We start from the raw sequence: 14,749 nt of genomic DNA, 5'->3' as shown, positions 1-14,749 counted from the left end.
TATTCTTTTTTCTTTTTAAAATTTAATTACTACTAATGCTTTTTTTATCTCAGAGTAAGGAATTTCCTTTTCCTCCTCCACATCTACTTTACCCTTTCCAATATCTTTTGGTTTTCGGTATCGTAAAATAAGTGTGATTTTTTCTTCATCCACTTTTGACAATTCACCTTCTATTTTAGAAGAATCCTCAAGAACAATTTCAATTTCTCTTCCTATATTTTTGTTAAACTGTCTGGGAGTAGATAATGGTTCGCTTAGTCCCGCAGACATAACCTGAAGACTAAAATCATGTTCTTCACGATCCATATTGAACTCTATTGCCCGGCTTGCATCAAGACAATCCTGCAAAGAAACTCCATTATCACCATCTAAAATCACTGTAATATCATCCCCTGCAGAAAACTTCAGATCAATAAGAAATAAATCTTTTCTGGTTTCAAGGAATTCATTTAATAATTCTTCAATTTTCTTTCTAAACTCCATAATTTTATGCTTGATTTACAGTACGAAAAAAGGCTTTCTTCCGAAGCCTTCCCATTTTTTTCCGTAAATCCAATGCAAATATAAGATTTTTTTTCTAAAAAAGCAAAATCATCTTATTATCAGATAAATAACCCGACAATGTATTAACATTAAATTTAAAGAGGGGTTGACAGTATTTTTATTATTTTTGTGATGAATTTTAAAAACAAACATTTTGAATATAACAATTGTAGGAACAGGTTATGTAGGATTAGTTACCGGAACTACCCTTGCAGAACTTGGCAATTCAGTATACTGTGTTGACATTGATGAAAAAAAAGTTGAAGGCATGAAAAACGGCATTGTTCCCATATATGAGCCGAACCTTGAAGAGATGTTCCATAGAAACATTCAGTCTCAAAGGTTATTTTTCACCACCAATTTAAAAGAAGCATTAGATAAAAGCGAAGTCGTATACCTTGCTTTACCTACTCCTCCCGGGGAAGACGGATCTGCTGATCTTTCTTATGTGTTGAGTGTTGCCAATAGTATTGGCGAACTGATGACTGAATATAAGGTCATTGTTAACAAAAGTACAGTTCCCGTGGGAACGGCAGAAAAAGTAAGAGAAGTTATTTCTTCAAAAACAAACATTCCTTTTGATGTTGTTTCCAATCCGGAATTTTTAAGGGAAGGCTTTGCTGTAGAGGACTCTATGAACCCTGCAAGAGTTGTTGTCGGATCAAGTTCAGAGAGAGCTAAAAATATCATGTCCAAGATATATCAGCCTTTTACCAATACAGGAATTCCTATTATATTCATGGATGAAAAATCGTCTGAACTTACCAAATATGCATCAAACTCATTTTTAGCGGTGAAAATTACATTCATGAATGAGATTGCCAATTATTGTGAAAAAGTAGGCGCTGATGTTGACAAAGTAAGACTGGGAATGGGAAGTGATGACAGAATTGGTCACCGCTTTTTGTTTCCCGGAATTGGGTATGGGGGAAGTTGTTTCCCTAAAGATGTGAAGGCATTAATTAAATCTGGGAAGCAGGAAGATTTTAATTTCCAGATTTTAGAAGCTACAGAAAATGTAAATACAACTCAAAAAGTTATTCTGGTTTCTGATATTGAAAAATATTTCGGAGGAGATCTTAATGGAAAAAAGATTGCAATTTGGGGACTAGCTTTTAAGGCAAATACCGATGACATACGTGAAGCTTCCTCTTTGGACAACATTAATCTTTTGTTGAAAAAAGGAGCTAAAATAACCGCGTATGATCTAGTCGCGGAAAACAATGTTCGTCAGATTATTGGAGACCAGATCCAATATGCAAAAACGATGTACGATGCTTTAGAAGGAGCTGACGCATTATTTATTGCTACGGAATGGCCGGAATTCAAAAATCCTAATTTTGATCTGATGGTCGAAAAAATGAACAATAAAGTTATATTTGACGGAAGAAATATGTATCCTTTGGAGGTTCCCAAACAACATGGATTCTATTATAAAAGTATTGGAAGACAAACTATCCCGAATCCATAAGCTCAATAACAAAAACAAAGTACCGTTTATTTTCTGTATAAAAAATTCAATACCCTATATTTATAATAGCAGGTATAGAATTTATATTAATACCTTAGTAACTTTAATCTTAACTGTTTCAAAATATTAAAATGAAAAATATAATTATTACGGGAGGAGCAGGTTTTATTGGCTCCCACGTTGTTAGAGAATTTGTCAAGAATAACCCTAACACCACGATAATCAATCTGGACGCCCTTACTTATGCTGGAAATTTAGAAAATTTAAAAGATATCGAAAACGAACCCAATTACGTTTTTGAAAAAGCAGACATAACAAAACCGGAAGAATTAAGAATAATTTTTGAAAAATATAACCCTGATGCTGTTATACATTTAGCTGCAGAAAGTCATGTAGACAGAAGTATTACTGACCCCATGGCTTTTATTAATACGAATGTAAATGGTACTGCCAATCTTCTTAACTTGTGTAAAGAATTCTGGACGCTTAATCCCGAACATACCCATGGAAGATTTCCAGATGAAATCAGAAAGAATTTATTCTATCATGTTTCCACGGATGAAGTATACGGCAGTTTAGGAGAAACTGGTTTCTTCCTGGAAACAACATCTTACGATCCACAATCTCCTTATTCCGCTTCTAAAGCAGCTTCTGATCATTTAGTAAGAGCTTATGGAAATACCTACGGAATGCCTTTTATCGTATCCAACTGTTCAAACAATTATGGTCCCAATCACTTCCCGGAAAAGTTGATTCCTCTTTGCATTTCCAATATTATTAATGAAAGACCGTTACCTATTTATGGCGATGGTAAATATACCCGCGACTGGTTATTTGTTATTGATCATGCAAAAGCAATTCATCAGATATTTAATGAAGCCAAGACAGGTGAAACTTATAATATCGGAGGATTTAATGAATGGCAAAATATTGATCTGGTAAAAGAATTAATCAAGCAAATGGATGCAAAACTTGGAAAACCATCTGGTTACTCTGAAAAATTAATCACTTTTGTAAAAGACAGACCAGGCCATGATAAGCGTTATGCTATTGATGCATCAAAGCTGAATAAAAACCTGGGATGGAAACCATCAGTGACATTTGAGCAGGGATTATCAAAAACAATTGACTGGTATCTTGAAAACAAAGAGTGGTTAGAAAACGTAACCTCGGGAGATTATCAAAAATACTACGAAAAACAATACAACTAAACCATCAAAAAATAATCATTTCACCAAATGCAATGTTCCAATAGAACATAATTGAAAAAATAAAAAAACAAATACATGAAAGGAATAATTTTAGCCGGTGGTTCCGGTACTAGACTTTACCCTCTTACCATTGCAGTAAGTAAACAGTTAATGCCTGTTTATGACAAACCAATGATATACTATCCTTTATCTACATTATTATTAGCGGGAATAAGGGATATACTAATTATAACAACCCCTCATGACCAGGAAGGTTTCGTTAAACTACTAGGAGATGGATCTCAGATAGGTTGCAATATTCAATATGTGGTGCAGCCAAGCCCGGATGGTCTTGCTCAGGCTTTTATTCTTGGAGATTCTTTCATTGGGAATGATCCGGCAGCACTAGTATTGGGAGATAATATTTTTTATGGATCTGAAATGGGAACCCTTTTAAAAAACAAAACAAATCCTGATGGCGGAGTTGTCTTTGCCTATCACGTTTCCGACCCCGAAAGATATGGAGTTGTAGAGTTTGACGATGATTTTAAAGCTGTTTCTATAGAAGAAAAACCTACACATCCAAAATCCAATTATGCAGTTCCCGGTTTATATTTTTATGACAATGAAGTTGTTGAAATTGCAAAAAACATACAACCTTCTGCACGAGGTGAGCTTGAAATTACAGATGTAAATAATGTTTATCTTAAAAAAGGCAAGCTGGAAGTTGGGGTTTTGGACAGAGGGACAGCGTGGCTTGACACCGGAACTTTTGATTCTCTTCATGATGCTTCAGAGTTTGTAAGTGTTATTGAAAAGAGACAAGGATTTAAAATCGGATGTATTGAAGAAATTGCATTTAGAAATAAATTTATTAACGAGGAAAAGTTATTACAGACAGCTTTAAAGTACGGAAAAAGCGGATATGGCAAATACCTTACGCAACTCGTAAACAAATAATCTTAAATCAGGAATTTATAAAGCTGTTATCTTCAATGATTACAGCTTTTGTTTATAATAATAAATATCAATATATTAGTTATTATTTTTAGTTTTTACATGAATAACAATTCATAATATATAGAACTATGAGAAAATTAATTATTATAAATTTGCATAAACTTAACACAAATGAATGAACCACAACAAAAGTGGACAGAAACCATTGAGGCCAACCATACTTTATTTGACTTAAGGCTCAAAGAAGTATGGAGATATAAAGATCTTATTTATATGTTTGTGAAAAGGGATTTTATATCCAGTTTCAAACAAACGATTCTGGGACCTATATGGTTTTTTATTAATCCGATTTTCACCACAATTACGTATCTGATTGTTTTTGGGAAACTTGCTAACTTACCTACAGACGGTGCACCACCATTGCTATTTTATCTAGCTGGGGTTACTCTTTGGAACTATTTTTCAGGTGCACTACTTGGTACTTCAAATACATTTGCAGGAAATGCGGCTATCTTCGGAAAGGTATATTTCCCGAGACTTGTCACCCCTATTTCAATTGTAATTTCAAATTTAATGCGTCTTGGTGTTCAATTCTTTTTGTTCATCATTGTTTGGGGATACTATCTCGCTAAAGGAGATATTCATTTTAACATATGGATCTTGGCTACTCCGCTTTTGGTCGTTCTTATGGCCCTTTTCGCATTAGGTGTTGGTATGATCTTTTCTTCTCTTACAACAAAATACAAAGACCTTAACATGCTATTGGGCTTTGGTGTAAGCTTATACATGTATGCAACTCCGGTTATCTATCCTGTATCATCGCTACCCGGATATTTTAAAAAGTTAGCCTATTACAACCCATTAACCGGTATTTTTGAATGTTTTAAGTATGGATGGTTAGGTGTTGGAGATTTTTCACCATTGATGCTTGGAATAAGTACTATAATCATCCTTATTCTTTTGGGGATAGGAGTTGTTGTTTTCAATAAGGTTGAAAAAACATTTATGGATACTGTATAATTATTAAACTAAAAAAATATGCTCGCTTTAAAAGCAGAAAATATATCAAAACAATATCGTTTAGGACAAGTTGGAACAGGCACACTTTCTCATGACCTTAATAGATTCTGGTACAGGTTAAGAGGTAAAGAAGATCCTTATTTGAAAATTGGAGAAGCTAATGATAGAACTTCAAAAGGAGATTCCGAATATGTTTGGTCACTTAGAGATATTAATTTCGAAACAAAGCAAGGGGATGCTTTAGGAATTATTGGCAGAAATGGTGCAGGAAAATCAACACTATTAAAACTTTTAAGTAAAGTTACCAAACCCACAACGGGAAAAATCTACACCCAAGGAAGAATAGCTTCTTTGCTTGAGGTTGGAACTGGCTTCCATCCGGAAATGACAGGCAGGGAAAATGTATTTTTAAATGGGGCAATTTTGGGTATGACCCGAAAGGAAATCACAAGAAAGTTTGATGAGATCGTTGATTTTTCTGGCGTAGAAAGGTATATAGATACTCCGGTAAAAAGATATTCATCAGGTATGTATGTACGTCTGGCATTTGCTGTGGCTGCCCATTTAGAATCGGAAATTCTTATTGTAGATGAAGTTTTGGCTGTTGGAGATGCAGAATTTCAAAAAAAATGCCTGGGGAAAATGGGTGATGTCACCAAAGGAGAAGGAAGAACTGTACTTTTTGTAAGTCATAATATTACTGCTATTAAAGAGCTTTGTAACACTGCATTATTATTAGATAAAGGCTTATTAATTAATCAAGGGGATATTAATAAATGTATTATAGAATATCAAAAAAATAATGAAGCCAAATTTTTCTACAATTATTTGGATGATCCTATAAAACTTGAAAATGAAAAGATTTTAATTAAATCCTTCAAAACCGAACCAATTAATGGAGATATGATTAATATAAAGTCGGGTATCCTTGTAACTGTTTCTTTTATGTCAAAGATGGCGAATGTCGATATTGATCTTTCCTTTCTTCTTAAAAATAGCCACGATCTTACAGTAATGAGTACTGGACTGATGTTAAGTACTAACAGAGAATCTCAAAAAGGAGATTATACTGTTACATTTGAAATACCTCCATATACCCTTAATGAGGATTCCTATTATTTTGATTTTTTCTGGGGTGTTAATAGATCAGACATAGCATTCAGAACACAAATTTTTGGTTTTGAAGTAAATGGAATGCAAAATCAATTCGGGGAAATAATTAAATCTCCAGGAGTTTTATTTCCAAAAATCACACATAATGTAAATTATGAGAAAATGTAAAAATAATGGATATCTGGATAACATATTATTAAAGTCCATTACATCCTTTGTTATATAAAATTTATACATTTACTTGAAATAATTTATTACTAACTAATTATATTCATTCGATGGATATCCCACATATCATAAATTTTTCTAAAATTGGCTCCCAGGATTTGGGATATATTACTGTTGCAGAAACACAAAAAGACACTCCTTTTGAAATAAAGAGAGTTTACTGGACTTATTATACTCCTCAGGATGTTATAAGAGGAGGTCATGCACATAAAGAACTTCAACAAGTGATATTTGCAACCTCTGGTATTATAGAATTTAACACGCTTGATCTTCAGGGAAATAGAGAAACTTTCATTTTAGATTCACCTTCGAAAGGCCTCTATATTCCTAAACTAATTTGGAGAGACATCAAGTTTAGCCACAATGCTGTACTCCTGTGTTTAGCATCTGAACTTTATGATGAGAAAGATTATTTCAGAGATTTTGAGGAATTTAAAAATTATAAAAAATGATTCACTCTCTGGCTGATGTACAATCTCAAAACATAGGTGAAGGAACCTACATATGGCAATTCTGCGTCATTCTTAAAGACGCAGAAATTGGAAGTAACTGTAATATCAATTGTCAGGTATTTATAGAAAATAAGGTAATTATAGGGAATAATGTAACAATAAAGCCCGGTGTTCAGATCTGGGATGGAATTACAATAGAAGATGATGTTTTTATTGGCCCTAATGCAACTTTCACGAATGACCTGTTTCCAAAATCCAAAAATAAGCACTTTAAACTGGAACATACATTGATAAAAAAAGGAGCATCTATTGGTGCAAACGCAACCATACTGGCAGGTGTGACAATTGGAGAAAATTCGCTTATCGGAGCAGGGAGTGTTGTTACCAAAAACATTCCTGCCAATGAAATCTGGGTTGGAAATCCAGCAAAATTTTTAAAGAAAAATACTCATGATTAAATTTCTTGATTTACAGAAAATAAATCTTACCCATCAACAAGAAATTGAAGATGCCATCTTAAGTACTTTCCGTTCCGGATGGTATTTATTGGGTGATAGAATAAAAACATTTGAAACAGAGCTTGCTCAATATTGCGATGTTCCTCATGCCATTGGCGTGGCAAATGGGTTAGATGCATTAAGGTTAATTTTCAGAGCTTATATTGAGCTTGGTATTATGACTGAAGGAGATGAGATTCTTGTTCCCGCCAATACCTATATTGCTTCTATCCTTGCCATCACAGATAATAAATTAGTTCCGGTTTTAGTAGAACCAGATCTTAATACTTACAACATTGACACTTCTAAAATAGAAGAAAAAATTACTTCACGGACCAGAGCAATTCTACTTGTTCATTTATATGGGAGTATTGTATTTTCAGAGAAAATACAACAAATTTCAGAAAAATATAATCTAAAAATAATTGAAGATAATGCTCAAACAATTGGAGCATTGTGGAAAAACAAAAAATCAGGAAGTTTAGGAGATGCTGCAGGATTCAGCTTTTATCCAGGGAAAAACCTTGGAGCTATAGGAGATGCCGGCGCTGTCACTTGTAAAGACAATGAATTGGCGACTTGTGTGAGAACTTTGGCAAATTACGGTTCTCAAAAAAAATACGTTAACCAATATCGTGGTTACAATTCGCGTTTAGACGAAATTCAGGCTGCTGTGTTATCTGTAAAATTAAAATATTTAGACGCAGAAAATTACGAACGAAAAAAAATTGCAGATAGATACCTTAAGGAAATTATAAATCCAAAGATTATTCTCCCTCAACATAAATTAGAAGAAAACAGCCATGTATATCACCTTTTTGTAATCAGAACAGAAGATAGGGATAAGCTGCAAAAGTATCTTGAAGAAAATGGAATCCAAACCCTCATACATTATCCCATTCCACCTCATCATCAGGAAGCATACTCAGAATGGAAGGAACTTAGTCTGCCTGTTACCGAAAAGATTCATAATGAGGTTTTAAGTTTACCAATTTCCCCAGTAATGACAGATGGGGAAATTTTAAAAGTTATACAAACCTTAAATGCATTCTAATGGTTCTCAATATAATATTTTCTTACAATCGTGCGATTCAGTTAGATTACTTATTACAATCTACTTTAAAACATTTTAAAACAGATTCAAAAATCGTTGTTTTATATCATACGAGTGGACCTCATAAGGAAGGATATGAGCTTCTTAAGAAAAAATATGCAGAACAGCGTGTAAATTTTATTGAAAGAAAGAGTGTTATTTTCGATTTATCTTATTTCAAATCACTTAATTCAAAAAAAGATTGGGAATTCTTCAAGAAAAAAAATTTATTTAATAAAAACGGAGATAATTTCAAAGGATTACTTCAAAAAATCATTCGCAACAGCAATTGTGAATTCCTAATGTTCAACACAGATGATGGAGTTTTTTATGATGATATTACAATTCCGAAAGAAGTGTTTGACATCATAAGAGCCAATCCTGAAAATGCTTCTTACAGATTGTACGTTGGTGAAAATTTGGAAGGACAACCATCATATCTTGAGAAAAAGAACAACTATTATCAATGGGATTATTATACCGATACGGCTATTCATCACTGGTCTTATCCTTTTTCTGTTGATGGAACAATCTATAATTCCAAAGGACTTCTTAAGCATCTCGAAAAAATGGTTTATCATAATCCGGTAACCCTTGAAGAAAATGGATTTCAGTATATTAAACAACGTAAACTTTTCCGCATTGGTTTAAGTCCATTAACATCCAAGTTAGTAGCAACTAAATTGAACAGGGTGTCGGTAGACTCACTTAATCCGACAATTCACATAAAACCGGATTTCCTCAACGAAAAATTTATTGCTGGCTACACGTTAGAGCTAGTGATTCCAAAGAAAATCGACAATGCGAATATAGTCCCATCTGAAATCTATCTGGTAAAGAAAGATCAAAGAGAACTTATTTATTCCTTAGATGCTCACGGAGAAAAGGTACAGAGTTTGTTAGGTATTGAAGGGGCAAAGGAACAATTAGAATAATTATTTTGGAAAAAAAAGGGTTAGTAAGTATTATAGTTAGTAGCTATAATCATGAAAAGTATATTAACGAATGTCTGGATAGTATTAAATCACAGACCTATCCATACATAGAATTGATTCTTGCAGACGATTTTTCACCGGATGATTCAGTTTCTGTATATGAAAATTGGCTTAAAAAAAATAACTATTCAGCCAAAACCAATTTTCAGAAAAAAAATACTGGCCTTTCAACTATGCTGAACAATTGTATGAATCTTGTAGAAGGAGAATACATAAAAATAATTGCAGCCGATGATTTTCTCCATCCTGAAGCGATAGAAAAATGTGTAGCAGAACTGGAAAGACTAGGTGATGGGTTCGGAATGGTATTCACAGACACATATGGAGTAGATGAAAATTCAAACAGCATTCCGGATATCGCAGATTATAACTCGCTGGGAAATATTGATAAAGACCTTTTTAGGAAACAATTAATTAAGAGCAACAGAATTGCTGCCCTAACAGTTCTCATGCGAAAAAAAGCCCTTGTAGATACAGGAGAATATAAATCAGATTTTTTAGTGGAGGATTATTTTAGATGGCTAAAGATAAACGCTCTTTATTACATAGCTTACATTCCTCAAAAACTAGCTTATTACAGAATTCATGATAATAATCTTTCTTCTGCTAAAAAAGAAAGAATAGAGATGGAAACCTTGATTCTTCAGATGATGTTTGATAAAAATGGTGATATAAAAGATAAAATAAACGGAATAACACAGAAACATTATATATCGGGTGAAAAATTACCTTTGCAATATCTCAAAGCCTACAAAAATTATCCTTTTAAAGTAAAACGATTATATACTGCCATGCATTATAAGCTACCGGTTCCATTATTTAAACTTTTAAATAAAATCATTTAAAAAAAATGAATCCAGAAATTTCCATAATCGTTCCATGCTACAATCAGGCTCAATTTCTTGATGAATGCTTAGAAACAGTTCTTGATCAAAATTATGAGAACTGGGAATGTATTATTGTAAATGACGGTTCTCCGGATAACACAGAAGAGATAGCAAAAAAATGGATTGAGAAAGACCCTCGTTTTCAGTATATTTATAAAGAAAACGGAGGATTATCTTCAGCCAGGAATGCGGGTATAGAAATCTCAAAAGGAACATGGATATTACCATTGGATGCCGATGATAAAATAAGCAGCCGGTACCTTGATTTAGCTGCAAAAGAATTTAATAAAGGATATACAATTATCTATTGTGAAGCAGAAAAATTTGGTTCAGAAAATGGAAGTTGGGAACTACCGGCCTATAGCAGAAAGATGCTTGCCGTAAAAAACATGATTTTTTGTTCTGCTTTCTTTAAAAGAGAGGACTGGATGATGGCAGGAGGCTATGATACTAACCTTATTTACGGATGGGAGGACTGGGATTTCTGGATTTCTCTTTTGAAGGAAAAAGGTGATGTTTTCAAAATTAAAGAAGTAGGGTTTTATTATAGAATTAAAGAAATATCTATGATAAAAGAAATGTCGGCAAATGGTAATTCAAAGAAATTGTATACTCACAATATAATCTATAGAAAACATATAGAGTTTTTCACGAAGGAGCTAGGAAGTTTTGAAAATTTATTTGAAGCTAATGAAAAGTTAACCTCCGAAAACAAACACCTAAAAGCTATTTTAAACAGTAAAAGGTATGTTTTAGTAAGTAAAGTTTTTAAATTTTTCAAATTATGAAGGTATCAGTAGCACTGTGTACATACAATGGTGAAAAATATTTGTCCACTCAGCTAGATAGCATTTTACATCAGACTTTGATTCCTGATGAGCTGATCATCTGCGATGACGGTTCTACTGACCGAACAATTGAAATTTTAAGCACTTATGAGAAAAAGTATCCTGAGATTATCAAAGTATTTACAAACGAAACCAATTTAGGATTTATAAGAAATTTTGAAAAAGCGATCTATTTATGCAATAATGAAATCATAATTATTAGTGATCAAGACGATGTATGGGAAAAGAACAAGATAGAGGAGACGATTCTTTTCTTCCAGAAAAACCCTGATTCCGATGGAGTATTTCATGATTTAAAACTAATCGATGAAAATAGTGTTCAGCCATCATATCTTAATTGGAAAAATATAACACACGAAAATATTATTAATGACATTCGGGAGCATAAGCTTTTTGTTTCATTAGTAAGTAAAGGTAGTTTTATTCTGGGTTGTGCACTTGCCATAAGAAAAAATGCACTTGAAAAATACAATATCAAAGATTTTCCAATGGCTCATGATTATTTTATTGTACAAATACTGAGTATTAAAAATAAATTGGGATTCATTCCAAAAGCCCTTTCTTCCTACAGACTTCATCCTGGTCAGGTATATGGGCTCAGATATAATTCTGAGAAATCTGAGGCACCCTCCAGTCTTTCGAGACACCAACAGTATTTTAAAAATTATGTATGGCCATATTTAAAATCTATTGAAAGGCTTCAGGAAATAAATCCTAAAGAGGATCCTCAAAAAACAGAAATATATTCTGCCTTTATTAAAAATAGGAATTCTTATTTGAAAACAATGAACTTTCTTGACAAGAAGATATATATAGCGAAATGTATTCGTCATAAATATTTAGACTTGAAATTGTCAGACCTGTTTACAATCTAACTCATTATGGATATCAGTATTTGCATCACTACATATAAACATGAAAAGTATATCAAAGAATGTCTGGAAAGTATTTTTTCCCAGGAATTTTCCGGTTCCTATGAAATTATTGTATGCAATGACAATTCTCCCGACAACACAGAAGATATTATTAATCAACTTATTACCACACACCCCAAAGGTAACAGAATCAAATATTTTAAAAACATACCCAATTTAGGTTATGTTAAAAATACTCTATTTTCTTTTTCAAAAGCTTCAGGAAAATATATTGCTATTCTAGATGGAGATGATCTGTGGATTGACCATTCAAAAATTCAAAAGCAATTTGATTTTTTGGAATCTCATCCCGATTTTTCAGCTGTAGGAGCAGATTCCAAGGTTGTTTATGAAGATACTCCAACCCCAAGCCATAGCTTTACTGATCATCCGGGAGATGAATTGTTAAAAGATGATTTAACCGATCTGAAAATATGTCAGACATCCACCTTTTTTTTTAGAAAATCGATATTAAAGGATGACTTTCCAACGGATATTATTTCCGCAGACAGATGTTTATATTTATTGGCAGGTTGCTATGGTAAAGTAAAAATATTTCCGGAACAAATGAGTACCTACAGACAATTTGGAGCCAGTATTTCAAAAAATGTAACTTCAGAAGTCATGAAAAAAGATTTTGCTATTATTCCCTTTATAAAAAAATATAACTCAGATTATAGCCAATTAAAACTTAAGAGCTATTTTTATTATACCCTTATGTCTTATTCAAATATGATAAGCAAAATCGATTTTTTTAAGGCGAGCATTGGTTATTTTTTTTATAATGTTTTGTCTAAATTTTCCTTTACTCCGACCAAATTATACCATACCATTAAATGGAGCAGAAGAACAATTAAACAAAAATATCAGATAAAAAAACAAAACAATAGTTTTGTATAGATTAATAAACACAAAATATGATTATAGGAAACGGGCTTATTGCTAATTCATTAAAAAATATTGATACTGAAGATGTTCTTTATTTTGCTTCTGGTGTTTCAAATTCCCTTGAAACTAAAGAAACCGAATTTAAAAGAGAATTTGATCTTTTAAGCAACGCCCTTGTAAATAATAAAGAAAAGAAATTGGTATATTTTTCCACTCTAAGTGTACATGATCAATCAAAGCAGAAAAGCAATTATGTATTACATAAGCTTGAAATGGAAAATTACATTAAGAATAAATCTAATAATTATCTTATCTTAAGAATTGGAAACATTGTAGGAAAAGGAGGTAATCCCAATACTCTTTTCAACTTTCTCAAAACAAAAATTAAAGATAACAGTAGATTTACAGTTCACCGTAATGCCAGAAGATTGTTATTAGATATTGATGATATTTCAGGCTTTCTTGATACTACATGCAGATCTGTAAAAAACGAAACAATCAATTTTGCATTTCCTTATTATTATAACTTAAGAGAGATTGTCAATGCTATTCAGGATCAGATACAACAGGAAGCTTACTATGATGAGGTCGAAGAAGGAGATTTTTATAAAGTAACTTTTGACCAAAATACGGATGCTTTTTTCTCAGGAGTAAAACCTGATGTCTATTTAAATAATTTAGCTCAAAAGTATATTTAAAAATAAAAAATAGTGATACCTAAGATTTATTTTATTATTGTTACCTACAATGCCATGAAATGGGCAGAAAGATGCTTTACAAGTCTAAGAGAATCTTCTGTACCTGTACAGTGCATTGTTATTGATAATGGATCTACTGATGGCACACAGGAATATATAAAAGAAAAATTTCCTGAAATACAATTTATTCAGTCCCCAGAAAACTTAGGATTTGGAAAAGCTAATAACATCGGAATTGAGAAAGCATATAAGGATGGTGCAGATTTCTTTTATTTAATGAATCAGGATGCATGGTTATATCCGGATAGTATAAAGAACCTCCTGCAAGTCTACAATACCCACCCCGATCAAAACGACATTGGAATTATAAGCCCAATGCAGGTAGACGGATCAGAAAAATACCTGGATATTTTTTTAGATAAATATATAGCTCAGAACTGTGATAAGACGAGATTAATCTCTGATCTTTATTTTCAAACAATAAAACCTTTCTACGAAATCAATTTTATTAACGCAGCACATTGGCTTCTACCGAAGCAAACGATAGAAACAGTTGGCGGATTTAATCCTTATTTTTTCCACTATGGCGAAGATAATGAATATGTAAATCGGGTTCATTTTCATAAAAAAAAGATCATCCTCGTGCCCTCTAGTAAGGCAGTGCATGATGGAGTACAGTTACTGAATAAGATTGATTACAATAAGTATAAAGATCTGCGTATTGAAACAAATATTATAAATCCAAACTTACCTAACGCTCTACAACTGGAGAAAAAATCACTGAAACAGAGTATTTTCAAAAACCTTTTACTAGGGAACAGAACCGAATATAAAAAATTATCTCACCGATATAAAAAAATATCCCAAGAGGAAAAAACACTTATTGATATTCGAAATAAGGTAAAACAGGAAGGTCCTTCTTTTCTCAATCTTTCGTAAATTAGTCCCAAGA

General features: G+C 32.6%; 16 protein-coding genes. 15 read left to right on the top strand and 1 reads right to left on the bottom strand.

Annotated elements, in window-relative coordinates:
* Nucleotides 1-15: 15 nt before the first annotated feature.
* Nucleotides 16-483, bottom strand: a complete 468-nt coding sequence (gene rimP / locus AC0INN_RS12675; protein ID WP_273650490.1) for a ribosome assembly cofactor RimP — start codon at nucleotides 481-483, stop codon at nucleotides 16-18.
* Nucleotides 484-697: 214 nt separating this feature from the next.
* On the opposite strand from rimP, the gene AC0INN_RS12670 reads away from it, so the two are divergent.
* The 15 genes from AC0INN_RS12670 to AC0INN_RS12600 all read left to right on the top strand — a co-directional run bounded on the left by AC0INN_RS12670 (nucleotide 698) and on the right by AC0INN_RS12600 (nucleotide 14,736).
* Nucleotides 698-2,014, top strand: a complete 1,317-nt coding sequence (locus tag AC0INN_RS12670; RefSeq protein ID WP_273650489.1) for a UDP-glucose dehydrogenase family protein — start codon at nucleotides 698-700, stop codon at nucleotides 2,012-2,014.
* Between the two features lie 131 nt (nucleotides 2,015-2,145).
* Nucleotides 2,146-3,225 (top strand): dTDP-glucose 4,6-dehydratase, encoded by a 1,080-nt coding sequence (gene rfbB, locus AC0INN_RS12665; RefSeq protein WP_273650488.1) that lies wholly within the window; start codon nucleotides 2,146-2,148, stop codon nucleotides 3,223-3,225.
* A gap of 75 nt (nucleotides 3,226-3,300) precedes the next feature.
* Complete coding sequence (gene rfbA, locus AC0INN_RS12660) at nucleotides 3,301-4,164, top strand: glucose-1-phosphate thymidylyltransferase RfbA (protein ID WP_273650487.1); 864 nt, start codon at nucleotides 3,301-3,303, stop codon at nucleotides 4,162-4,164.
* A gap of 171 nt (nucleotides 4,165-4,335) precedes the next feature.
* Nucleotides 4,336-5,184 carry an ABC transporter permease gene (locus tag AC0INN_RS12655; RefSeq protein WP_273650486.1) on the top strand — a complete coding sequence of 283 codons (849 nt, stop codon included), beginning with the start codon at nucleotides 4,336-4,338 and terminating at the stop codon, nucleotides 5,182-5,184.
* An 18-nt stretch (nucleotides 5,185-5,202) separates the two neighbouring features.
* Nucleotides 5,203-6,465, top strand: a complete 1,263-nt coding sequence (locus AC0INN_RS12650; protein ID WP_273650485.1) for an ABC transporter ATP-binding protein — start codon at nucleotides 5,203-5,205, stop codon at nucleotides 6,463-6,465.
* 110 nt (nucleotides 6,466-6,575) lie between these two features.
* Entirely contained in the window at nucleotides 6,576-6,977 is a 402-nt protein-coding gene (locus AC0INN_RS12645; RefSeq protein WP_273650484.1) for a sugar 3,4-ketoisomerase, read from the top strand.
* On the top strand, nucleotides 6,974-7,435 hold the full coding sequence (locus tag AC0INN_RS12640) for an acyltransferase (RefSeq protein ID WP_273650483.1): 462 nt from the start codon (nucleotides 6,974-6,976) through the stop codon (nucleotides 7,433-7,435). The genes AC0INN_RS12645 and AC0INN_RS12640 overlap by 4 nt, the downstream gene beginning before the upstream one ends.
* On the top strand, nucleotides 7,428-8,528 hold the full coding sequence (locus AC0INN_RS12635) for a DegT/DnrJ/EryC1/StrS family aminotransferase (RefSeq protein WP_273650482.1): 1,101 nt from the start codon (nucleotides 7,428-7,430) through the stop codon (nucleotides 8,526-8,528). Before AC0INN_RS12640 ends, AC0INN_RS12635 begins: the two co-directional genes overlap by 8 nt.
* Nucleotides 8,528-9,502 carry a hypothetical protein gene (locus AC0INN_RS12630; RefSeq protein ID WP_273650481.1) on the top strand — a complete coding sequence of 325 codons (975 nt, stop codon included), beginning with the start codon at nucleotides 8,528-8,530 and terminating at the stop codon, nucleotides 9,500-9,502. The genes AC0INN_RS12635 and AC0INN_RS12630 overlap by 1 nt, the downstream gene beginning before the upstream one ends.
* A gap of 5 nt (nucleotides 9,503-9,507) precedes the next feature.
* Nucleotides 9,508-10,407: a glycosyltransferase family 2 protein gene (locus AC0INN_RS12625; RefSeq protein ID WP_273650480.1), complete on the top strand. Its 900-nt coding sequence runs from the start codon at nucleotides 9,508-9,510 to the stop codon at nucleotides 10,405-10,407.
* Nucleotides 10,408-10,412: 5 nt separating this feature from the next.
* The gene (locus AC0INN_RS12620; protein WP_273650479.1) at nucleotides 10,413-11,237 is read left to right on the top strand and encodes a glycosyltransferase family 2 protein; all 825 of its coding nucleotides are present in this window, start codon (nucleotides 10,413-10,415) and stop codon (nucleotides 11,235-11,237) included.
* Complete coding sequence (locus AC0INN_RS12615; RefSeq protein WP_273650478.1) at nucleotides 11,234-12,172, top strand: glycosyltransferase; 939 nt, start codon at nucleotides 11,234-11,236, stop codon at nucleotides 12,170-12,172. Before AC0INN_RS12620 ends, AC0INN_RS12615 begins: the two co-directional genes overlap by 4 nt.
* 6 nt (nucleotides 12,173-12,178) lie before the next feature.
* Nucleotides 12,179-13,111, top strand: a complete 933-nt coding sequence (locus tag AC0INN_RS12610) for a glycosyltransferase family 2 protein (RefSeq protein WP_172282331.1) — start codon at nucleotides 12,179-12,181, stop codon at nucleotides 13,109-13,111.
* A 17-nt stretch (nucleotides 13,112-13,128) separates the two neighbouring features.
* A complete protein-coding gene (locus tag AC0INN_RS12605) occupies nucleotides 13,129-13,797 on the top strand; it encodes an NAD-dependent epimerase/dehydratase family protein (protein ID WP_273650477.1) in 669 nt (222 codons plus the stop codon).
* A gap of 12 nt (nucleotides 13,798-13,809) precedes the next feature.
* Nucleotides 13,810-14,736: a glycosyltransferase family 2 protein gene (locus tag AC0INN_RS12600; RefSeq protein ID WP_273650476.1), complete on the top strand. Its 927-nt coding sequence runs from the start codon at nucleotides 13,810-13,812 to the stop codon at nucleotides 14,734-14,736.
* Nucleotides 14,737-14,749: the final 13 nt, after the last annotated feature.

It is taken from the genome of Chryseobacterium subflavum, from assembly GCF_055762745.1.
Note: the sequence above shows the minus strand (reverse complement) of the source record. Positions and strands in the feature narration are given on the sequence as shown.

What these genes read in the sequence shown, in the direction of transcription:
- rimP (WP_273650490.1), bottom strand. Translation starts at nt 483, where the DNA reads ATGGAGTTTAGAAAGAAAATTGAAGAATTATTAAATGAATTCCTTGAA.
- rfbB (WP_273650488.1), top strand. Translation starts at nt 2,146, where the DNA reads ATGAAAAATATAATTATTACGGGAGGAGCAGGTTTTATTGGCTCCCAC.
- rfbA (WP_273650487.1), top strand. Translation starts at nt 3,301, where the DNA reads ATGAAAGGAATAATTTTAGCCGGTGGTTCCGGTACTAGACTTTACCCT.
- AC0INN_RS12655 (WP_273650486.1), top strand. Translation starts at nt 4,336, where the DNA reads ATGAATGAACCACAACAAAAGTGGACAGAAACCATTGAGGCCAACCAT.
- AC0INN_RS12650 (WP_273650485.1), top strand. Translation starts at nt 5,203, where the DNA reads ATGCTCGCTTTAAAAGCAGAAAATATATCAAAACAATATCGTTTAGGA.
- AC0INN_RS12645 (WP_273650484.1), top strand. Translation starts at nt 6,576, where the DNA reads ATGGATATCCCACATATCATAAATTTTTCTAAAATTGGCTCCCAGGAT.
- AC0INN_RS12640 (WP_273650483.1), top strand. Translation starts at nt 6,974, where the DNA reads ATGATTCACTCTCTGGCTGATGTACAATCTCAAAACATAGGTGAAGGA.
- AC0INN_RS12635 (WP_273650482.1), top strand. Translation starts at nt 7,428, where the DNA reads ATGATTAAATTTCTTGATTTACAGAAAATAAATCTTACCCATCAACAA.
- AC0INN_RS12630 (WP_273650481.1), top strand. Translation starts at nt 8,528, where the DNA reads ATGGTTCTCAATATAATATTTTCTTACAATCGTGCGATTCAGTTAGAT.
- AC0INN_RS12620 (WP_273650479.1), top strand. Translation starts at nt 10,413, where the DNA reads ATGAATCCAGAAATTTCCATAATCGTTCCATGCTACAATCAGGCTCAA.
- AC0INN_RS12615 (WP_273650478.1), top strand. Translation starts at nt 11,234, where the DNA reads ATGAAGGTATCAGTAGCACTGTGTACATACAATGGTGAAAAATATTTG.
- AC0INN_RS12610 (WP_172282331.1), top strand. Translation starts at nt 12,179, where the DNA reads ATGGATATCAGTATTTGCATCACTACATATAAACATGAAAAGTATATC.
- AC0INN_RS12605 (WP_273650477.1), top strand. Translation starts at nt 13,129, where the DNA reads ATGATTATAGGAAACGGGCTTATTGCTAATTCATTAAAAAATATTGAT.